Genomic DNA, 21,408 nt, shown 5'->3' with positions numbered 1-21,408 from the left:
TCCTTACCCGGCCGCAATGGCTGCCCGTAGCGCATCAAGTGCAGCGTCGGCCTGCGACGCATCCGGTCCGCCGCCCTGAGCCATGTCGGGCCGACCGCCGCCGCCCTTGCCGCCAAGCGCTTCCACGCCGATCCGCACGAGCGCAACCGCGTCGAACCGGCTTGTCAGATCGTCGGTTACCGCAACCGCAAAAGCCGCCCGTCCGTCGTTGATCGCGACTGCGGAGGCGATGCCCGAGCCGAGCCGCGTCTTGGTCTGGTCGAGCAGCGGACGTAATTCCTTCGGGTCCAACCCTTCGATCACCTGTCCGGAAAACGTGATGCCGCCAATGTCCTCGTCTTTCGGACCCGCAGCGGCGCTGCCCCCGCCGAGCGCCAACTGCTTGCGGGCTTCAGCCAATTCGCGCTCCAGCACCTTGCGCTCGTCGAGCAGCGCAGTAACGCGCGACGCGACGTCTTCCGGTGCGGTTTTCATGGCGCTGGCTACAGATTTAAGCGCTTCCTCGCGGCCGACAAGCCACCGCCTCGCCGCTTCACCGGTCAACGCTTCTATCCGGCGCACACCGGATGATACCGCGCTTTCGGAGATAATCCGGAACACGCCAATATCGCCTGTCGCGGTCACATGGATGCCGCCGCACAATTCGACCGAATAGCTTTGTCCACTACCGCCCGGGCGGCCCATCGACAGGACGCGCACTTCATCACCGTATTTTTCGCCGAAGAGGGCCATCGCCCCGGCTTCGATCGCATCTTCCGGAGTCATCAGCCGGGTGGAGACGACCTCGTTGCTGCGAATTTCGTCGTTCACTTCACGCTCGATGGCCGCGATATCCTTGTCGGTGAGCGGCTTTGGATGCGAGAAGTCGAACCGCAAGCGGTCTTCCGCAACCAGCGATCCCTTCTGCGTGACGTGCCCGCCCAGGCGGCCGCGCAGCGCCGCGTGGAGCAAATGGGTTGCGGAATGGTTAGCCCGAATCCGGTCCCTCCGTTCGGCATCCACATCGAGGTGGACCGTGTCGCCCACCTTGATCGAACCCGAGTTGACCGTCCCGTGATGTGCGTGAAGGCGGCCCAGAGGCTTGGAAGTGTCGGACACGTCCATCTGCAGCCCGCCAGGGTTTGAGATAGTTCCCACATCGCCGGCCTGCCCGCCGCTCTCGCCGTAGAACGGGGTCTGGTTGGTCAGCACCACCACCGTGTCGCCAATTTCGGCGGACTGGACTTCCCGGGCATCTTTGAGCAACGCGACCACCCGGCCCTCCCCGCTGGTGGAGGTGTAACCGGTAAACTCGCTCGCCCCTTCCCGTTCGGCGATATCGAACCAGACCTCGCCCGAAGCGGCATCGCCCGATCCCTTCCATGCCGCGCGGGCTGCGGCTTTTTGCCGTTCCATGGCAGCCTCGAAACCGGTGCGGTCGACGCCGATGTCGCGCGCCCGCAAGGCGTCTTCGGTCAGGTCGTAGGGAAAGCCGAACGTGTCATAGAGCTTGAAAGCCGTCTCACCGTCGAGGCGGTCGCCTGCGGACATGGAGCCGGTGGCGTCGTCAAGCAAGCGAAGCCCCTTGTCGAGCGTCTGGCGAAAACGGGTTTCTTCCCGCTCCAGCACTTCCTGGATCAAGTCCTGGCCGCGATGCAATTCCGGATAGGCCTGGCCCATTTCCGCGACCAGCGCCGGTACGAGCCGGTGCATAAGGGGATCGCCCGAACCGAGCAGGTGTGCGTGACGCATAGCCCGGCGCATAATCCGCCGCAGCACATATCCGCGCCCTTCGTTGGACGGCAGAACGCCGTCCGCCAGAAGGAAGCTGGTCGATCGCAAATGATCGGCAATAACCCGGTGGCTGGCTTGGTTTTCGCCTTCTGCGGCCACGCCGGTGAGACTCTCGGAAGCCGCAATCAAAGCCTTGAAGGTATCGGTGTCATAATTGTCGTGCACGCCCTGCATGACGGCGGACACCCGTTCGAGGCCCATGCCGGTATCGATCGACGGCTTCGGCAAGGCGGTGCGGCCACCGGAGGCGTCCTGCTGGAACTGCATGAACACCAGGTTCCATATCTCGATGAAGCGGTCACCGTCCTCATCGGGTGACCCGGGCGGGCCGCCGGGAATATGATCGCCGTGGTCGTAGAAAATTTCGCTGCACGGACCGCATGGCCCGGTATCGCCCATCGACCAGAAATTGTCCGACGTCGCGATGCGGATGATGCGGTCTTCCGGCAATCCGGCAATCTTGCGCCACAAATCGAACGCCTCGTCATCGGTGTGATAGACGGTCGCAGTCAGTTTATCCGCGGCGAGGCCCCATTCCCGGGTCAGGAGGTTCCACGCGAGCGTGATCGCCTCTTCCTTGAAATAATCGCCGAAAGAAAAATTCCCGAGCATTTCGAAAAACGTGTGATGCCGCGCCGTATAGCCGACATTGTCGAGGTCGTTGTGCTTGCCCCCCGCCCGAACGCATTTCTGCGAACTCGTGGCGCGCGGCGCTGGCGCAGCCTCAAGACCGGTAAAGACGTTCTTGAACGGGACCATCCCGGCGTTGACGAACATCAGGGTAGGATCGTTATACGGCACCAGCGGTGCGCTGGGCACCGATGCATGATCCTTCGATGCGAAGTAATCCAGGAAGGAACGGCGAATTTCGTTGGTCGATTGCATCGGGGGCAATTAAGCAATCGCGGCCATGCCGACAAGCGCATTAAGCCATTTGATGTGAGCGAGCGGTTCGATCAACGGTTATGGCGTCGGCGACCGGACGCAACAAGGCTCAGCGGGAGGCCGGAGCCCGGGCTGTTACGATCCACGCGCCTGCCAGCAAAGCGACGAGGTCACCGTCAAGGTGGCTTTCCAAGAACTTGTCCAAACGCCGGACAAATGCCGCCTGATCGGCAGGGCCCAGCTCTGCGGCCGCGCGGGCGGCAGGGCCGATGGTCAGCAAATAGGACTTGGCGTCGGCAACGGCGTCTTCGCCCGTTCCGGCAATATAGGCGAAATCGACTGCCGTGAATTCGATATCCTCCCAGCCCGCCGCGCCAAGCATTGCCTCGACCGCATCGCGGTCTGCAAAGGCAAAGGGGCCCGGCACCATCGACTGCGGCGGCTGTGACATGCCCGGGGGCAACAGCTCCGTGAGCCCGGATGCCCAAGGATTATCGTCAACGGACCGGAAACAAGAAAAGATGAGCCGCGCTGATGGTTCGGCGTTCCGGCGCAGATTGGCGAAGGCAGCCGCAGGGTCCGGAAAAAACATCACTCCGTGACGGGACAGAAGAAGATCCGGAGTAAAAGTCTCAGACCGCCAGCTTGCCGCATCCGCAACTTCAAACCGGACATTGGGTGAATTTATTGCGCGTGACTTCGCCGCTTCGATCAGGTCCTGGCTGATGTCTATGCCGAGGAGCTCGGCGTGGGGATGGCTCCGCCCCAGAGCGAGAGACAATTCGCCGGCACCGCAGCCAATATCGACAACCGATGAAATGGGTTCGGCGCGGGCGTAACCGAGCAATCGGTCGGTGAGGCCTGCAAAACTACGGTCGGTCCGGCGCCATTCCTGGGCCCATTTGGTCCCGACCGACCCTTCCCATTCGCTTGGCTCCATCAAGGCCCCCTGCACCGTTGTCTAGAGCGACGCGCATCCGACTGAGAGAGTTAGTAAAAGAGTTCGTCTTTTTCGTAAAGCCACCACTGCAAGCTTGGCGCGGGTGGTAGTTTGGGTTGGTTGTAGTCTGGCTTTCACATTGCGGCGGCGGGTCTGGTTGGTTTAACTTCCCGGATGGTAACGAAGCCGAAGACCGGCAAAGAAAAACCGGCCCGGGTCCTACAAGGACGCGCGAGCCGGCTTTCCGTTTTCCCGGGCACCATTATCGCACCCGCTTGAGAATATGACGATCAGGCGTCCGCGACTGGCCCGCTCATCATCTCCTCGGCAACCTTGTCGGTGCGGCTGCGAATGGCAGCTTCCAACTTGTTGCAAACTTCAGGATTGTCCTTGAGATATTGCTTCGAATTCTCCCGGCCCTGGCCGATCCGGATGCTGTCGTAGCTGAACCACGAGCCCGACTTCTCGACAATTCCGGCCTTCACCCCGAGATCAAGTATCTCGCCCAGCTTGGACACGCCTTCGCCATACATGATGTCGAATTCGACTTGCTTGAACGGCGGCGCAACCTTGTTCTTGACCACTTTGACGCGGGTCGCGTTACCGACAATCTCGTCACCGTTCTTGATCTGGCCGGTGCGGCGAATATCGAGCCGGACCGAAGCATAGAATTTCAACGCGTTGCCGCCGGTGGTCGTTTCGGGGTTGCCGTACATCACGCCGATTTTCATGCGCAGCTGGTTGATGAAAATCACCATCGTCTTCGAACGGGAAATCGAACCGGTCAGCTTGCGCAGGCTCTGCGACATCAGGCGGGCCTGCAGGCCCACATGGCTGTCGCCCATTTCGCCTTCGATTTCGGCGCGCGGAACCAGGGCCGCCACCGAGTCGATCACCAGCACGTCGATCGCGTTGGAGCGGACCAGCGTATCAACGATTTCCAGCGCCTGTTCACCAGTATCCGGCTGGGAGACGATCAACTCGTCGATATCGACGCCGAGCGCCTTGGCGTAAACGGGGTCAAGCGCGTGTTCGGCATCGACAAACGCCGCAGTACCGCCGGCCTTCTGCGCTTCTGCAATGGTATGCAGCGCGAGAGTGGTCTTGCCCGAGCTTTCCGGACCGTAAATTTCAATTACCCGCCCGCGCGGCAGACCGCCTACGCCAAGGGCGATGTCCAGACCGAGCGACCCGGTCGAAATCGTTTCGATCTGCATGGCTTCCTTGGAACCCAGCTTCATCGCCGATCCCTTGCCATATGCGCGGTCAATCTGGGCGAGAGCGGCGTCCAATGCCTTCTGACGATCGGGATTCATTGCATTACCTTCTACAAGCTTCAGATTAGTCGCCATGACATGTGCTCCATCAGTTGCCTAGGGGGCCGTGCATTTTCGTCCCGCTTGTTCCACTGATGCAGTATGTACCGCATCTGTTCCGTTAGAACAAGAGGGGAACGAAACTTTTCGGCGAGGCCACATCAAACGGCGTAATTGTCGGCTTTTCAACGGCTAAGCCCCTGCGGCGGGGCGCAATTTCCACGACAGAACACGAGAAGCGTTGGCTGGTACGGTCATTTCGAGCATGTGCTGGCCATCTTTGACCTTGGCGCCGCGCGTCTTGCGAAGTTCCCATTCGCCCGTCCCGCCGAGGTCTAGACGTATCCGGATGGGAACCGGATTTGCGTTGGTAACCGTAGATTCCATCTGCACCCATTGCCGCGGCGTCATTTCCGCAGGCAAGCCAGTCAGGCGCTTGCAGGCGAGAAATACTTCGCTGCTTGGGCCCAGAGGAATTTCGACGTCCTGCCCGACCGCGTAGTCGCGCAAATTGTCCTCGCCAACCAGCAGGTCGCCGGCAGATGATGGTTCGAATATCGTTATCCCGCCCATCGGCAAGGCGACCCCGAGGCCGTGTTCCTTGTCATTCCTGGTCACTAATTCGATGGTGGCTGCCGCCGGACCAATTGCGTCGTCCCATGCGCTGCAGCTGCCCGTGTACAGCAGGTCAGCCTTCACATCGCCGCGCTGCAGGAACGCGACCTGCTTGAGCCCCTTGGCGGCGACCGTCATCCGTTCGGGGACCCGGTACAGCTTGAGATCGCCCAATTGCTCTTCAACGGCAGTCACGGCCAGTTTGGCTACCTCCAAGGAAGCCCGCATTCCGCTGACTATCATACCTTCATCCATCATAGGCGCCATCATTGCCGGAGGAGGGGGAGGAGGTGGCGGCGGGGGATAGCCGATCGGCGATCCCGCGGCAGTGCTGCCGATTGGATAGCACGTCAGGCGCAGGCCACGCCCCGTCGGCGCGTCCGCGAGATTTTCGAAATCGCTGGTGACATTCAGTGTGCCCGCAACCGCCATCAGTTCCGCGTCGGCAAAGCTTTGACCGTTGTCGTTGAGCACGGTGAGCCATGACAGCAGTCTGATCCGCTGCTTGCCCGCATCCGCGCGGTCATCGAGCGTTGCGACATAATGCGCCCGCCAGTCGAAGCCCCACGCTAGGTAGGTCAGGGTAACCCGGTAAGTGCCGCCGGTTTCATCGCGCGTGTCGATGGAGAACACCGGTTTGGCGGACAGTCCCGCGGGGATCGTCGGAAATGTCAGCCCCTCCGGCAAGCCGGAACAGCGCACCGCTTCATACCCATCGGAAGTTTTCAGCACCAACCCGCCGTCAGCGCGGCTGCTGATGATCGCGGATTGCGAAGCTGCAATCCCCGTGGCCGGATTGGTGCGCGTAATGGTCACACGGTTGCCGAGGGTTCCGTCCACCAAGGCTGCGGGGGAGAGCAAATCCGCGTTGCGGTTCTTCTCGATTGTTCCGCCCGGCAGGCCCGTCACTATCGCGCTGACTGCCACCATGCCCTCGGCAATGCCCTCGAAACGGATAGTGGATTCGCCGGGTGGAAGTGTCACATCGCGTGTTTCGCTGATCATCGCGAAGCCCTTGGGCCAGTTGCGGTCCATCGCTTCCCCCTCGCCGCGGCCGGGATCACGGTAGATGGTCACCGCGAGATCGACTGGGGCGGACGCATCAACCGCGTCGCGCGCTGCCGAGGCTGCCGGTAGCACACCGCCAGCCAGCGCCACAGCCATTGCCAGTACGAATGGCCTGAGCGTCACGCTTAGTAGCGCGCTTCGTAGGTCACGCGAAATTCGCGCGTTCCGTTGGCCGGTACCGGGACAGTCCACTTCCGGCTGCCGAGATTGATCTGTTCGCCGGGCACATCTTCGCTGACAATCCGGAAATCGTGGCTCCACCACCCTCGGTCGAGGCCGGACTGGACTAGGTCGATATTGACCGGCTCCGACTTCGCGTTGGTCATCGTGTAGCGCATGGTCGTACGGTAATATTCAACCGGTCGTTCGGATTCGACCTGCGTTACGACTTCGCCGTCCTGGATCACCCGGTATCGCGACGAGCGTTCCCACTCGGACGAGGTGATCTTCTGACGCGTCTCGACCTCTGCCTGGAGATAGACGTCGAACGCGTTGCCGGTGGTCAGCATCAATTCGCTGCCGGCCGGGGTGTGGCCGATGTTGCTTTCACCGATGAACTGCGGCGTGCCCTTGCTGTCGCGCTGGTAGAACCGGACCGTTCCGGATGGCAACGCATCCCCGAGCCCGGCAGCGCGGGAGGTAGCGAAACTGAGCGAACTCGACACCGGCTGAGGGCCGCCATCGTTCTGCAGCCAGTCGACCGTACGCGTATATACGCGTCTCGCCGGTACGCCTTGCACATCGAGGAAACTGACCTGCTTGGTCTGCGCGTTGGCGATCGTGGTGCGGGCGTTGGTTGGATAGAGATAGAAATCGCCGACCTGTTCGCGCGCCGCGCTTTCAGTGCCGGGGCGCACCATGCCACGCGGCGGCGAACGGCGGCCGCTTCCCTGCCCGGGACTTCCGGCGATCAGCAGCGTGTTCGCATCGTGGAACGTGGTGCCGGTGTTGTTGGTCAGGGTCACCCAGCCCTGCATGTCGATTGCGCCCTTGGGCTCATCGAACAGAGCGACATAGTCCGCCGACCAGCCGAGGCCGGGGGTCAGGTAGCGGATCGAGGCCGGGCGCATTCCACCGCGCGCCGCATCAACCGTTACCGACAAGGTAGGCCGCGCCCGCAAGTTCGGCGGAACGCGGTCGAACACCGCCCGCACTGGCAAGCCGTCATCCCGAAGGACTTCGATCCGGTCGCCGATCTTCACCACCACACCGCCTGCCGTGGACAGGACAGTTGCCCGCTCGCGCGTTTCGGCGCCAGTCGCTGGATTGGTACGGATCAGGGTGATCGTCTGGCCAATGGCCTTTTCCATGAGCTTGCCGGGAGTGAGCAAGTCGAAGTCGAAATTCTGCTCGACAATCCCGGCTCCTTCAGCGTTGAAACTGAGCGTTTCGGGCCGGATCTGTGCCGACACATCCGGGAATTCGATCCGGCTACGCCCCTGCGCTATCGGCAGTTGGCGAATATCCTGCACAAGCGCCTGGCCGTTGTTGTAGATGGTTACCGAGACATCGCCTTGGGACGTAGCATCCGGGTTGGTAAGGTTCTCGCTGGCGGTCTGCGCCGACGCGGCTGCAGCGAAAGCGATTACCGCCCCCACGCCCACAAGGTGTTTTCCAACGGACTTGCGTGTCGCGATCATCCTTCATTCCCCCCTGATGGCACAAACCCGCGCCTGGATTCTACGTCGCTTGTCAGCCGACAAGCCTTTACCGAAGATGAATGTTACATAGTATCATTTATCTTGCGGAAGCCGCTCTTGCAGACCAAGAATACTACCGACCTTGTCGCTGATCTGCTGGACACTGAACGGCTTCGGGATGAAGTACATATTGTCGATATCGATGTCCCGCCGCAATTGCTCTTCGGCATAGCCGGACATGAACAGAACCGGCAACGCACGATTGATTGCACGAATCTCGCGCGCCATCGTGGGTCCGTCCATGCCGGGCATCACCACATCGGACACGATCAGGTCGAACTCCCCGCCCCGGACGATTTCCGCGAGGCCTTCTTCACCGTCGCTCGCAGTGGTCACGGCATAACCGGCACGGGTCAGCGCACGTTCGGCCACTGCACGGACCATCGCCTCGTCCTCCACCAACAACAAGCGGCCTCCGCCGGACCATTTGCTCGCCTTCTGGTCGATCACGGGCTTGGACGTATCGACCGGTTCCCCGTGGTGCACCGGCAGGTAAATCGTGAACCGGGCGCCGTCAGGACGGCCGTGCAGCCCCTTGATATTGTCGGCGAAGATGAACCCGCCCGATTGCTTCACGATACCGTATACCGTCGACAGCCCGAGCCCGGTGCCCTTGCCCTGTTCCTTGGTCGTGAAGAACGGTTCGAAGATCTTGCCCAACAGTTCGGGAGGAATACCACCGCCGCTGTCCTGAACGACCATCACCGTATAATCGGCGACCGGAATAATGTCGGAGCCGGCCTTGCGCACATCGCTGGCGGACACCCGGCGGGTGGACAGGGTCAGCTTGCCGGTCCCGTCTCCATTCGCATTGATCGCATCGCGGGCGTTTACCGCCAGGTTCACGATCACCTGCTCCAATTGCTGCGGATCGGCGCGAACGGGGCCCAAGTCCCGGTCATGACGGATAGTAAAGGTGATCTTCTCGCCCACCAGCCGCTTGAGCAATTGGCTCACTTCGCTGACGATATCGGGCAGTTGGACAACTTCGGGTCGCAGCGTCTGCTGGCGCGAGAAGGCGAGCAACTGCCGGGTCAGCGAGGCCGCGCGATTGGAATTAGCGCGAATCTGCTGGATGTCGTCGTAGTCGCTATCGCCCGGCGTGTGCCGCAACAGCATCAGGTCGCAATAGCCAATGATCGCAGTCAGGACATTGTTGAAATCATGCGCGACGCCTCCGGCCAACTGGCCGACAGCCTGCATTTTCGTGGCTTGGGCAATCTGCCGCTTGAGGCGCGTTTCCTCGGTGGAATCGGCCAGGCTGAGAAGCACTGCAGCCTCGCCCAGACCCCGGACCCCGGCAAGACCCAGCGATACCGGCTCGTCCGGCTGGCTGAGCAGCCTCACCGCCATGTCACCGTTGCTGCCCGGCCCGCGTCCGAACCGGCGGACCGCGTCGGACAGCGCAGCCTTGTCTTCACGCACTACCAGGTCGGAAGGGAACTGCGGCAAGCCCGCATCCTCCAAATCGATGGCACGGAGGAATGCGCTGTTGGCAAACAGGAAACGGCCATCGCGGTCCGTCATGGCCAAGCCCAGCGGCAAGGCGCCGAGGAGAGCTTCCAATTGCGGAGTTGCGGCTTGTCCCGGACCATCCAGATTCCCGCCGAGGCCTACTCCGCCATCGATCAGGAGCATAAGCGAGGGGGCATCTTCCCCGACATTGGCTCTGCCGCCGGCGGCGGAAGGTTTGGCGTCGAACCCGGTTGAAACACCCCGTTTGTCCGGATCGTCCAAGGGAATCTGGATCAGGGTCTGCGGACTGGCGCGCCGCGTATCCCGGGCGAAGAATATCTGGTCGCGTTCGTCTATACGCAATTGGGCCGCGTACTCCTGCCCGGCCATGGTGGCAGATCCGTCGCCGGCGGCTCGCTCGGCGAAACCCTGGTTGGCGGCCCGGATAATCCCGTCCGCGCCGACGAGGGCGGCTTCGATCCCGGCGCGCGACAACAGTGCGCCAAACGGTCCCGCCAAACGCCCCGCGACCGTCAGTGCGATGTCTTCCCCGCGCAGCAGCTCGAACCGCCAGACGAGATAATCGTCACCGCGCCCGGCCCGTTCCGCATGCGCGCGCCAGATATCGTGACCGCCCGCGCTCTCCAGTCGGGCGACCACTCCGCTGCCATCGCGCCATGCTTGCCGGGCCGCAATCGCCAGCGCTTCCAGGCCGGCGCGGTCAACTGCGAGGCTGGGAGGTGCATGGTTCGCGCCAAACCATTCTGCATAGAGAGCGTTCGCACAGGTCAGCCGGTTGGCCCGGTCTGTTATTGCAATGGCTATGCCGGGCTGTTCGATCGCTGTGACAGTGACCGACCAGTCTGGCGCGGCAAATGCGGCGTCGTCCGCGTTGGCGGGCATCCGGCTGACGGCAAAGCCCGCTGCGGCCAGGACGAGCAACCCGCACAGGAAGGCAATCGTGGGTATGACTTGCTGGGTTATGAGCCACAAGACCGCGGCGCTGACCAACAAGGCAACGCCCAGTGCAGCCAGCCTGGCAGGTTGCCCCGCAAGGATTGCTCCCGCATCCGCCCCCCGCAACGTCTGCTTCATGCTTCGGAGGCTTTCGTTTCCGCAGCGTCGCAGGCATCCTTCATCCGCTGCTCTGATCGCGCAGCACCCAGCTTGAGCCTGCGGCTACGGCGGCGGCCGACCATGACGCGCCAGATCATACCTGACACGACATAGCCAATAGCGGCGGTCACTACCGACAGCACGACAAACCCGAACGCGGTAACGCCTGCGGTTTCCAGGAACCAGCCGAATTGCTGCCAGCGGCCACTCGTCAATTCTGCGTTGGCCGCGCCCATTGTGGCGGCATCGATCTTGAGCACGAAGGCGCCGACCTTGTTCGCCACCAGCAGCCAGAACGGCAAAGTGAACGGGTTGGTGACGAAGGTAACCAGCGCCGCCAAGGGGACGTTGGCGCGCGCGGGAAGCGCCAGGAATGCCGCAACGAACACCTGCCCCAGCGGAATGATGAACCCCGCGAACAGGCCTAATGCCACGCCGCGCGGTACCGACCGCCGGGTAAAACGCCACAATTCGGGGCTGAGGAACCGATGGGCGATCGGCTTGAGATATCGGTTCTCCGCCATTTCTTCGCGGGTCGGGACGTATTTGCGATAGACGTCCGCGAGAAACGTCTTCGAACGGAATGAAATCTTCTGATCGCTACGCGCGCGCGGAGCGTTCCCCTGCGAATTGGCAGCTCCCGTTCCGGCCTGCAGCTTGTTAGAATTGTCCGTCATGGTTGCAGCGCCGCATTGCGCGCCTCGTGCGGGTGTTGCAAGCCCTTCGACCAGTGTTGCGCCCCTTCCGGAGATGGCGATACGCAACGGCTGGGAAACGAGTGATCGCAGGGCGTGGTCATGACTGGGATATGGGTAACCGAAAGTTGATGAACAGGGACGAAATCGCGCGACCCTTCATGTCCGCCAATTATGCGACCAATGTGACGATTTTGTCGCTCACCCCTTTTCGCGCATCAACCGGGCCTTGTCCCGTTTCCAATCCCGATCCTTGACGTATTCGCGCTTGTCCTGAGTCTGACGGCCCTTCGCCAGGGCGAGCTCCACCTTGGCGCGCCCACGCCCATTGAAGTAGATCGATAGCGGGACCATCGTCATCCCCTTGCGTTCGACCGCTGCGCGGAGTTTGCCGATCTCGCGTTCGTGGAGCAGCAATTTTCGTGGTCGGGTGGGCACATGGTTGAAGCGGTTGCCATGGCTGAATTCGGGGATGTTGGAATTGACCAGCCAGACGGCGCCGTCGCGCACCTCGGCATAGCTTTCCGCGATCGAGCCAGCGCCAGCGCGCAAGCTTTTCACTTCCGTGCCAGTCAGCGCGATGCCGGCTTCGAATTTGTCGTCAACGGCATAATCGAACCGTGCGCGCCGGTTTTCGGCGACGATCTTCTGCTTGTCGAATTCAGCTGTCTTGGGGCGTGCCATGGTCAGGGGCATGTAGGCAGAAAGTATCGAGAACTAAAGGGGGCAATCGAACCTTACACCAACCCCGCGTGCACCAGCGCCGCATCGACCGCCTGCCGCGCGGCGTCATTGGCGGTGCAAAGCGGCAACCGGACTTCGTCCGTCATCCAGTCTTGCACCCGGCTCAGGGCATACTTCACCGGTGCGGGCGAGGCGTCTTCGAACATCGCGTAATGGAGCGGGTAGAGTTTGTCGTTGAGCCTGCGCGCCAAGGCAAAATCGTTTTCGGCGCAAGCCTGCTGGAATTCCGCGCATAGCGCCGGTGCGACGTTGGCGGTGACCGAGATACAACCCCGCGCGCCCGCCGCGTTGGCAGGTAGCGCGAGTTCGTCGTCACCGGAAAGCTGACAGAATTCGCGGCCGATCCCCATCCGGTGATCGGTGACCCGCGACAGATCGCCGCTGGCGTCCTTGATCGCGACGATCTGGCCAGGATATTTCTCCGCCAGTTCGATCACTGTTTCGGGCAGCAGGTCGGTGACGGTTCGGCCCGGCACGTTGTAGAGCACGATCGGCAGGTCGCAGTTTTCCGCCAGATGGCTGAAGTGAGCCACCAGGCCGCGCTGGCTAGGGCGGTTGTAATACGGCGCAACGCAGAGACCCGCTGCCGCGCCGGCTTTCTTGGAGAAGTTCATGTGGAGCAGCGCGTTCTGCGTATCGTTGCTGCCGCAGCCCGCGATTACGGGAACCCGGCCAGCGGCCTGTTCGATGCAGATTTCGATGACGCGGTGGTGCTCGGCGTTGGACAGGGTCGACGCCTCCCCCGTGGTTCCGCACGGTACCAGCGCGGCGCTGCCGTTGTCGATCTGCCAGTCGACGAGACGGCGAAAAGCGCGCTCGTCAAACGTTCCGTCGCGAAAAGGAGTCACCAGAGCGGGAATCGAGCCGGAAAACATTTACCTGTGTCCTAAGTTGGCCCCATAGCGATCACACAACGGGTGCGCTGGGGGATGTCGTTCAGCGCCTGATAAGGAGCCGACCGCCAATATGTCCAGCATGGACCATATTTCAATTTTTGCCGCCACCCTTTTCGCAACCACCGCACTCGCGGCCTCGGCCCCCATTGCGGCGCAGGATGCCGCTAGTTGGGACCGCGCGCGGGCCGAAATGGTCGCCCGCGCCCCGACCCAGATGGCGCAGGCTATCAGCCGGTGGGAGTTCCTGAGCGGCAACGATCGGATGTCGTTCGACGATTACGCCGGCTTCGTGCTCGCCTATCCCGATTTTCCGCAGGAAGAAAAGTTGCGGCGCTACGCCGAAGCCGCGCTTGAGCGGGAAGCGGTCAGTTCCGAACATCTGGTGTCATTCTTCGACCAGATGCCTCCCCTCACCAACGCGGCCCGCGCTCGCTACGCGCTGGCACTGGCCGCTCTGAACCGCCCGCAGGCTGCCGCGATTGCGCGTGAAGCTTGGCGCGGCGGGGACATGAGCGGTCCGTCCGAAATGTACCTGATCGGCATGTTCGGCGGGCAATTCGGGCCGGAAGACCACGACGCGCGAATGGACGCCCTGCTGTGGCAGGGCAAGACGGAGGCGGCACAGCGGCAGATGATCAATGTCTCGCCCGCATACCGCAATGTTGCTGCGGCCCGCCTGGCGTTGTTGCAGGGAACGGAACCGCAATCGGCCGGAGTTCCGGTACCGCCAGATGCCAACCGCGATCCGGGCTATGTTTATAATCAGGTACGGAAATTGCGCGCCAGCGGCCAAGGGAGCGCAGCGGTCAATCTGCTCGCCACCCGCCCTGCCTTTGCCCGCCCCGCATATAATGCGGAAGGTTTCGTCGGCGAGATGCTGCGCCTCGCGCAGACCGCTGATGCCCGCTCTGCACAGCGCATCGCCGCGTCAGTCGACGACTTGTTCGCTCCGGGTGCGGATATCAGTGGCATGTCGTATCGCCTGCGCGACGATTACACGTCTTTGATGTGGCTTGGCGGGACCAAGGCGCTGTGGAGCTTGGGTGACGGCAACGCCGCTGCTCCTCTGTTCTACCGCTACGGCGCCGCGGCGCGCACCCCGCAGACCCGGTCAAAGGGGTTCTACTGGGCTGGGCACGCAGCGCAGCGGGCGGGCAACATGGCGGAGGCGAACCGGTATTGGGAACTCGCCGCTGAATACCCCGACCGTTTTTACGGAATGCTGGCCTATGAAAAGCTTGGTCGGCCGCTGCCGGATTATTCCGGCCAGCCATCCGCCCGGCCCACGCCGGAACAGCGCGTAGCGTTCCAGAACGCGCCGCTCACCAAGGCGGTCAAGGAAGTATCGCGCGATGCACCGTGGAGCACCGGCATCCAGTTCTACCGCAAGATTGCAGACCAGGCCGAAACCGAAGCTGAACATGTGCTTGTGGCGGAACTGGCGCAGGAAACGGGCCGCCGGGATTTGGCGGTAAACCTCTTTGACGCCGCTGCGGCGGACGGTCACAAGAACTTCACCTCGATCGGTTTTCCGACCCTGCAAACGCCGCCGAGCACCAACTGGACCAACGTCCACGCGATCAGCCGGCAGGAAAGCCAGTTCGCCCAGAATGCGATCAGCCACGCCGGCGCGCGCGGTCTCATGCAACTAATGCCGGGAACCGCGCGAGAGCAGGCCGGGAAGCTGGGCATGAGTTATATGTCCGCCAACCTGATCGATTCCCCCAGCTACAATATCCAGCTTGGCGACGGCTATTTTTCCCGGATGCTGGACTATTACGGCGGCGCATTCCCGCTTGCCGCAGCCGCCTATAACGCCGGCCCCGGGAACGTGAACAAGTGGCTGCGCGCGAATGGCGATCCGCGCACCGGCGCGATTTCCTATGTCGACTGGATCGAGCAGATCCCGATCTACGAAACCAAGAATTATGTCGGACGGGTAATCGAAAACGCGGTGGTGTACGAACACATGCACCCCGATAAAGCGCGCTCCGGGCGGCCTAGAACGGTGAGCGACTTCCTGCAGCGTTGAATCTTTGTGCGGAATGGCTGTAGTGATCCTGCAGCCATGACCCACACCAGTGATCCAAGATTGCCGAAAGGGGCGCTGAACCTGACGGGCACCCCGTCATGAGGCGCTATGTTGCGGCCTTTGCACTATGCGCAACTCTTGTTGGTTCCCCGCTGGCTGCTCGTGACAATCTAGGGGTTTTTTCCGGCTGGGGCGCTTTTCGCGATCCGTCCGTGCCTCGCTGCTATGCCATCGCCAAGCCTCGGCCAAGCACGCGGCCGGGCGATTACGATCCGTATGTAGCTGTCGGGACCTGGCCGACGCGCGGCATTCGCGGACAGTTGCACCTTCGGTTGGCCCGCACGATGCCGGGAGGTGCGCGGGTCAGCCTACGGATCGGCGGAAAAAGCTACGCCCTTACTGGCGGCGGCGGCGATGCCTGGGCCCGGGACCGGGCAATGGACGCTGCAATCGTCGCTGCGATGCGGTCCGCGGCATCGATGACCGTCACTGCCACCGACACGCGCGGCCGCCGTTATTCCAACACTTACGACTTGTCGGGCGCGGCGACCGCCATGGACGCCGCAACGGTCGGCTGCGCCAATCTTGGGTAGTCCCCGGACGTAGACAAACAAAACGGGCCGGGGATCACTCCCCGACCCGTCCGGATACGATTAACCGCTTCGATTAGAACCGGAAGCCGTAGCTCGCCACGACTTGGTGACGATCAAGGTCGACATCGAACCGGTCCGTGTCGGCAAGATCGCCGTCGAAATCGACTTCGGCCTTGCTGTAGTTGGAATACCGGTATTCCAGTTTTACGAAGCTGTTCGTGCTCATTGCATATTCGGCACCGGCGCCAACGCGGAAACCGTCGGTGTCGATGTCCTGGTTGTATTCGGTCGTCCCGTCGTTCGACAGGATATCGAATTTGGCGTTGGTGTAGCCGCCCTTGGCGTAGAGCAGCATGTCAGGGGCAGCCTTGATCCCGGCACGTGCGCCGAAATACAAGTCGCGGCCAGCGCGGACATTGCCGAAACCGAAGCCTTCGAAATCGCCATCAGTGAATTCGGTCTTGGCGGTCGAGTCCGTCAATTCGGCTTCCGCACCGACGACGACACCGCCGAGATCGACATCATAGCCGACAGCAACGCCGTACATCAGGCCGTCGATCGACTGGTCGTTATCCTGATTGATATCATCGTCCACGCTGCTGCCAGCGGTTGCGATGTCATAACCGATAATACCTTCGACGCGGGGGCCGGTGAAAGTGGCATCGCTATCCTGGGCAAACGCCGGCGCGGCGATGGCGGAAAGCGAAATTCCTGCGAGAAATGCGACTGTCTTTTTCATTATAGACTCCAAAGTTTTATTCGCCGCGGCATAAGCACCGCGGACCCTGGAAACGGGTGCTTCGGGAGGTGGTTTCATGAACCTGAAACAACAATACGGCTGTGACATCCGCGCAACATTATTACCGACTAAGCGTGCATTTGAATAGACGAACGACTTAACCTTGCTCGCAGATGAACCGGATTTCGGGTGTTTCGTTGAGCGAGCGGTCCCAGCATTCCTTTGCCATGTGCCGTATGGGAACCTATATGCGGGCGATGGCCGACACTGCATTGATGAGTATTCCGGGACAAGTGGATCCGGTTCCCGTTGCGCGAAGCATCACACCGCGCGCCGACGGACGGACAGATTTGCTCGGACTGCCCAAGGCACGCATCGCGGAACTGTTCGCGGATGCTGGGCTTGATGCGAAGCAGGCAAAGCTGCGGTCGAAGCAGGTTTACCACTGGCTGTACCACCGCGGAGCGACCGATTTCGGCGAGATGACCGATATCTCGAAGACGATGCAACCGTGGCTCACTGAACGTTTCGTCGTCGGCCGCCCCAACATCGTCGAGGCCCAGCATTCAACCGATGGAACTCGCAAATGGTTGCTGCAGACCGATGACGGCCATGATTATGAGATGGTCTTCATTCCCGACGCCGACCGGGGGACCCTCTGCGTATCGAGCCAGGTCGGCTGTACGCTGAATTGCACTTTCTGCCATACCGGTACCATGCGCTTGGTACGGAACCTGACCCCGGGCGAAATCGTCGGGCAGGTGATGCTCGCGCGCGATGCCCTCGGCGAATGGCCGAAAGGCCGTATGGATATCTCCGATGTGGAGGACGAAACCGAGTACCGGGCCGACGGCCGCCTGCTCACCAACATCGTGATGATGGGGATGGGCGAACCGCTGTATAATTTCGACCACGTGCGCGACGCGCTGAAACTGGTGATGGACGGCGAAGGCTTGGCCCTGTCGAAGCGCCGGATTACCCTGTCTACCAGCGGTGTCGTGCCGATGATGGCGCGGTGCGGCGAGGAAATCGGCGTCAATCTGGCCGTGTCGCTTCATGCAGTAACCAAGGAAGTTCGCGACGAAATCGTCCCGATCAACCGGAAATACGGGATCGACGAACTGCTCCGCGCGTGTTCGGATTATCCCGGCGCATCGAACGCCCGCCGGATCACGTTCGAATACGTGATGCTTAAGGACAAGAACGATAGCGACGCGGACGCGCACGAGTTGGTGCGCTTGCTAAAACGCTACGACCTGCCCGCGAAGGTCAATCTGATCCCGTTCAACCCGTGGCCCGGCGCCCCGTATGAATGTTCGACGCCGGAACGAATCCGCAGCTTCTCGAATATCGTGTTCGAAGCCGGGATCAGTGCGCCAGTCCGCACCCCGCGCGGACGCGATATCGACGCAGCCTGCGGCCAGCTGCGGACAAGCGCCGAGAAGAAATCCCGCGCGGAGCGCGATCGCGAAGCGGCCGCCGCTGAAACCTGAGTAATCTCGGGGCGAGAATTTCGCTAGGTATCGCGCTCGCTAACAATCGGTTCGTCGAGCGTGCAGAACGGTTCACGCTATAATTTGTGGGAAATCGTGCCGTTCATCTGAGGTTGTGGAGCGAAAGCCACACAAGGCAGTTGTTGAGCTATTCGCAACATTCCTCGAAAGGGATTTTTCAATGCGCTTTCTTATCCTAGCAGCCGCAGCCGCCTCGCTGGCAGTTCCCGCCGCTCCGGTACTCGCCGACCCGCCCGCCCACGCCAAAGCTTATGGCAAGCGTGCGAAAGATCACGACCGCCGCTATGACGACCGTGGCCGCTATTACGAACCCCGGCGCATTTCGCGCAACGACCGCATGTGGCGCGGTGACGACGGCCGCTACTATTGCAAGCGTGATAACGGCACGACCGGGCTCGTGATCGGTGCCGGTGTCGGCGCGCTTGCAGGTCATGAGATCGCCGGACGCGGTGATCGCACGCTTGGTGCCATTATCGGCGCTGTCGGTGGCGGTCTGATTGGCCGCGAAATCGACCGCGGAAGCCTGAACTGCCGCTAAGGCTTCGGCATTGTAAATTCCGGGCGTGCTGTCCCTTCGGATAGCACGCCCGAATTACATCTGCCGCATTGATGCTTCCCTAGCGCGGCGGACTATGGTCAAAGTAGGGCATGTGTTTGCGCGAGACATCTTCCCCCCTTACTTTGGCTCGGACACCGTGACGCTCCCGGCAGTTCTGGTGACTGGCGCGGCGAAGCGGATCGGGGCGGCTATGGCGCAACAATTCGCACGAGCGGGCTGGCATGTGGTCATTCACTACGGCACATCCTCGGAAGAGGCGAAAGCTCTTGCCGGAACCCTCCCCTCCGCCGAGACTTTCGGATGTGACCTCGGCAATGAAACTGCCGCAATGGCGATGGTGGAGGAACTTGCCGAGCGCTTGGATGACTGGCGGGTGCTGGTTAATTCCGCTTCGGTATTTATTCCCGACGATGTAACTTTCCTCGATCCGGCAACGAACCGCCGGACGATGCAGATCAACGCCCGTACCCCTGTGTTGATGGCGCAGGCCTTTCTCCGCCAAGCACGCGCGGGCGGCGGGCGGCGCGTGATCCAGGTGACGGACCAGAAACTCGCCAACCCCAACCCTGACTTCTTCTCCTACACCATGAGCAAGCACGCGCTGGCCGCCACCATACCGATGATGTCGATGGGCGCGGCGGACACGCTGGACCGCATTTATGGCCTCGCACCCGGAGCAATACTTGCGAGCCATGACCAGACCGAGAGCGAAGCCGAAGTCTCGCACCGGCTCAACCCTCTTCAACGTAAGACGCATGCCACTGAAATGGCGGACGCGGCGCTGTTTCTCGCGCAGGGCTGGCTCGCGAGCGGCGAAACGCTATTCGTTGACAGCGGGCAGCATCTCCTCGCCCAGCCGCGCGACGTGATTTACCTTGCCCGGCAGGAGATCGGCGCATGAAGCGGCATTTCCTGTCCACGAGGATTTGGCACTGGATCAATCTGGTGTGCCTGGTTGTCCTGTTCATGTCGGGCCTCAACATCTCCAACGCGCACCGCTATCTTTACTGGGGCGAATGGGGTTTCTCGCCGGAACAGGCGTGGCTGGCCGTGCCGCGGTTTCCGGGTTGGGCCACCATTCCCGATTACTACAGCCTCGCCGCCGCGCGCGACTGGCACATCCTGATGGCATGGCCTTTCGCCCTCGGGCTGCTTTTCATGTGGGCCGCGATGCTGGTGAACCGCCATTTCTGGCGCGACCTTCGAACCAGCCCGGCGGAGTGGCACCCCCGCTCGGTCGGGGCAGACATCAGGAAGCACCTGAGACTCGATTTTCGCCATGGCCCGGGAAAATACAATTTCCTCCAGAAGGTTTCTTACGGCTTGGTATTCGCGGTTCTGCTGCCGGGAATGATCTTTACCGGCCTCGCTATCAGCCCCGGTTTCGAAGCCGCCGCGCCGTGGCTCGTCGATGCGTTCGGCGGGCGCCAGAGCGCGCGTTCGGTCCACTTCATTTTCGCGTGGGGAATCTTCGCGTTCTTCGTGGTCCACGTCGCGTTAGTCTTGCTGTCAGGACCGGTTCGCCAGATGCGCGACATGATTACCGGGGGCAAGGCATGAAGCGGCGCGCGCTCCTCGCCGGGCTTGGCGCGATGTTTGTCGGGGCCTGCTCGAAGGTCGCCGATTCGTCCGTAGGCTCCTCGCTGCTGTCCGCAGCCGAGGACTGGCACCGCAAGGCACACCGCGCGCTTTCCAGCCGGACGGCGATGGTCCGCGAATACACCAAAGCGGACATTTCGCCGGATTTCCGCGGCAACGGGTCGCTCACTGTCGATACCGAAGCGTACCGCGCGCACATGGCGGAAGGGTTCGTAGACTGGCGGCTGGAGGTCGGCGGATTGGTCGCAAACCCGCTATCCCTCTCGCTCGAACAATTGCGGGCATTTCCCCAGCGCACCCAGATAACCCGCCATGACTGTGTAGAAGGTTGGAGCGCAATCGGCGAATGGACCGGTCCCCAGCTTTCCGCCATCCTGGAGGCCGCCGGCATCAGCTCCGAGGCGAACTTCATCGTCTTCCGCTGCGCCGACACACTGGGCGGTCACAAATATTACGAAAGCGTCGACATGGTCGATGCCCTGCATCCGCAAACGATCATCGCGCACCGCCTGAACGGTGAAAACCTGCCGATCAAGAATGGCGCGCCGCTGCGGATGCGGATCGAAAAGCAGCTCGGCTACAAACATCCCAAGTACCTGACCGCAATCGAGGCGGTTGCCAGTCTGGACGATATCGGCCTTGGCAAGGGCGGTTATTGGGAGGATCAATACGGCTATCAATGGTACGCCGGGATTTGAGCGGTTACTCGGGATAGAGCCGCTGCATGGCCGCCCAATCGTCCGCCACGATTTCTTCCAGTACCACCAGATCGATGTCGGCAAGTCTGTTGATGTACAGACAGCTTTTGCCGAGCGAATACTTCCCCAGCCGTGCCAGTTGCCGCTCCCTTGCCGCGCGGCCAGTCTCGTCGCAGTAGCAGCCCATCAGATACAGCGAATGCTTCGCCTTGCGCGGAGAAAACCCCGTCCGCAGCGACCGGACATCGCGTCCGCTGTCATAGGTAGTGCGGTATTCTCCATAGCCGATTATGGAAGGCCCCCACATCTTCGGCTCTGCGCCGGTCACGCGCCGGAAAATCGCGTCGATGACCTCGGCGTCGCGACGTTTCGCTTCCGGCTCTACCGTCTCGATGAAAGCCGCAACGCTTGCCTGCGCGGGAAGGGTCTTGGGGTCCGCCATGTCCGGATAATATCGCAGCGTTGACACTT

General features: G+C 61.7%; 18 protein-coding genes. 7 read left to right on the top strand and 11 right to left on the bottom strand.

Annotation, left to right across the window (positions count from 1 at the left end; translation table 11 throughout):
• Positions 1-3 precede the first annotated feature (3 nt).
• The 9 genes from alaS to dapA all read right to left on the bottom strand — a co-directional run bounded on the left by alaS (position 4) and on the right by dapA (position 13,182).
• Entirely contained in the window at positions 4-2,658 is a 2,655-nt protein-coding gene (alaS, locus tag GRI65_RS02620; RefSeq protein WP_160754962.1) for an alanine--tRNA ligase, read from the bottom strand.
• 109 nt (positions 2,659-2,767) lie between these two features.
• Positions 2,768-3,598 (bottom strand): class I SAM-dependent methyltransferase, encoded by an 831-nt coding sequence (locus tag GRI65_RS02615; protein ID WP_232843894.1) that lies wholly within the window; start codon positions 3,596-3,598, stop codon positions 2,768-2,770.
• A gap of 290 nt (positions 3,599-3,888) precedes the next feature.
• Positions 3,889-4,950: a recombinase RecA gene (recA, locus tag GRI65_RS02610; protein ID WP_160754960.1), complete on the bottom strand. Its 1,062-nt coding sequence runs from the start codon at positions 4,948-4,950 to the stop codon at positions 3,889-3,891.
• A 156-nt stretch (positions 4,951-5,106) separates the two neighbouring features.
• A complete protein-coding gene (locus GRI65_RS02605) occupies positions 5,107-6,720 on the bottom strand; it encodes a DUF4139 domain-containing protein (protein ID WP_160754959.1) in 1,614 nt (537 codons plus the stop codon).
• Between the two features lie 2 nt (positions 6,721-6,722).
• Complete coding sequence (locus GRI65_RS02600; RefSeq protein WP_202391081.1) at positions 6,723-8,237, bottom strand: DUF4139 domain-containing protein; 1,515 nt, start codon at positions 8,235-8,237, stop codon at positions 6,723-6,725.
• A 93-nt stretch (positions 8,238-8,330) separates the two neighbouring features.
• Positions 8,331-10,847, bottom strand: coding sequence for a hybrid sensor histidine kinase/response regulator (locus GRI65_RS02595; protein WP_160754958.1), 2,517 nt, complete (start codon positions 10,845-10,847; stop codon positions 8,331-8,333).
• On the bottom strand, positions 10,844-11,545 hold the full coding sequence (locus tag GRI65_RS02590; RefSeq protein WP_160754957.1) for a DUF2062 domain-containing protein: 702 nt from the start codon (positions 11,543-11,545) through the stop codon (positions 10,844-10,846). The genes GRI65_RS02595 and GRI65_RS02590 overlap by 4 nt, the downstream gene beginning before the upstream one ends.
• Before the next feature lie 219 nt (positions 11,546-11,764).
• A complete protein-coding gene (gene smpB, locus GRI65_RS02585) occupies positions 11,765-12,247 on the bottom strand; it encodes an SsrA-binding protein SmpB (RefSeq protein WP_160755572.1) in 483 nt (160 codons plus the stop codon).
• Between the two features lie 53 nt (positions 12,248-12,300).
• A complete protein-coding gene (gene dapA / locus GRI65_RS02580; RefSeq protein ID WP_160754956.1) occupies positions 12,301-13,182 on the bottom strand; it encodes a 4-hydroxy-tetrahydrodipicolinate synthase in 882 nt (293 codons plus the stop codon).
• Positions 13,183-13,273: 91 nt separating this feature from the next.
• Here dapA and GRI65_RS02575 point away from each other — a divergent pair, with 91 nt between their 5' ends.
• On the top strand, positions 13,274-15,235 hold the full coding sequence (locus GRI65_RS02575; RefSeq protein WP_160754955.1) for a lytic transglycosylase domain-containing protein: 1,962 nt from the start codon (positions 13,274-13,276) through the stop codon (positions 15,233-15,235).
• 98 nt (positions 15,236-15,333) lie between these two features.
• Positions 15,334-15,828, top strand: coding sequence for an invasion associated locus B family protein (locus GRI65_RS02570; protein ID WP_160754954.1), 495 nt, complete (start codon positions 15,334-15,336; stop codon positions 15,826-15,828).
• A gap of 73 nt (positions 15,829-15,901) precedes the next feature.
• On the opposite strand, the gene GRI65_RS02565 is transcribed toward GRI65_RS02570, so the two are convergent.
• Positions 15,902-16,567 (bottom strand): outer membrane protein, encoded by a 666-nt coding sequence (locus GRI65_RS02565; RefSeq protein WP_160754953.1) that lies wholly within the window; start codon positions 16,565-16,567, stop codon positions 15,902-15,904.
• A 257-nt stretch (positions 16,568-16,824) separates the two neighbouring features.
• Between GRI65_RS02565 and rlmN the strand changes: the two genes are divergently transcribed.
• From rlmN to GRI65_RS02540, 5 genes are all read left to right on the top strand, one after another.
• Positions 16,825-18,060, top strand: coding sequence for a 23S rRNA (adenine(2503)-C(2))-methyltransferase RlmN (gene rlmN, locus GRI65_RS02560; RefSeq protein WP_160754952.1), 1,236 nt, complete (start codon positions 16,825-16,827; stop codon positions 18,058-18,060).
• Between the two features lie 181 nt (positions 18,061-18,241).
• Positions 18,242-18,619 (top strand): glycine zipper 2TM domain-containing protein, encoded by a 378-nt coding sequence (locus GRI65_RS02555; protein ID WP_160754951.1) that lies wholly within the window; start codon positions 18,242-18,244, stop codon positions 18,617-18,619.
• A 94-nt stretch (positions 18,620-18,713) separates the two neighbouring features.
• Positions 18,714-19,541: an SDR family oxidoreductase gene (locus GRI65_RS02550; RefSeq protein WP_160754950.1), complete on the top strand. Its 828-nt coding sequence runs from the start codon at positions 18,714-18,716 to the stop codon at positions 19,539-19,541.
• Entirely contained in the window at positions 19,538-20,200 is a 663-nt protein-coding gene (locus tag GRI65_RS02545; protein WP_160754949.1) for a cytochrome b/b6 domain-containing protein, read from the top strand. Before GRI65_RS02550 ends, GRI65_RS02545 begins: the two co-directional genes overlap by 4 nt.
• Positions 20,197-20,937, top strand: a complete 741-nt coding sequence (locus GRI65_RS02540) for a molybdopterin-binding protein (RefSeq protein WP_160754948.1) — start codon at positions 20,197-20,199, stop codon at positions 20,935-20,937. The genes GRI65_RS02545 and GRI65_RS02540 overlap by 4 nt, the downstream gene beginning before the upstream one ends.
• A gap of 4 nt (positions 20,938-20,941) precedes the next feature.
• Here GRI65_RS02540 and GRI65_RS02535 read toward each other — a convergent pair whose 3' ends face one another.
• The gene (locus GRI65_RS02535; protein WP_160754947.1) at positions 20,942-21,379 is read right to left on the bottom strand and encodes a DUF1801 domain-containing protein; all 438 of its coding nucleotides are present in this window, start codon (positions 21,377-21,379) and stop codon (positions 20,942-20,944) included.
• Between the last annotated feature and the right edge of the window lie 29 nt (positions 21,380-21,408).

The organism is Allopontixanthobacter sediminis, assembly GCF_009828115.1.
Classification (GTDB): domain Bacteria; phylum Pseudomonadota; class Alphaproteobacteria; order Sphingomonadales; family Sphingomonadaceae; genus Allopontixanthobacter; species Allopontixanthobacter sediminis.
This window is presented reverse-complemented; position numbering and strand designations above follow the sequence as displayed.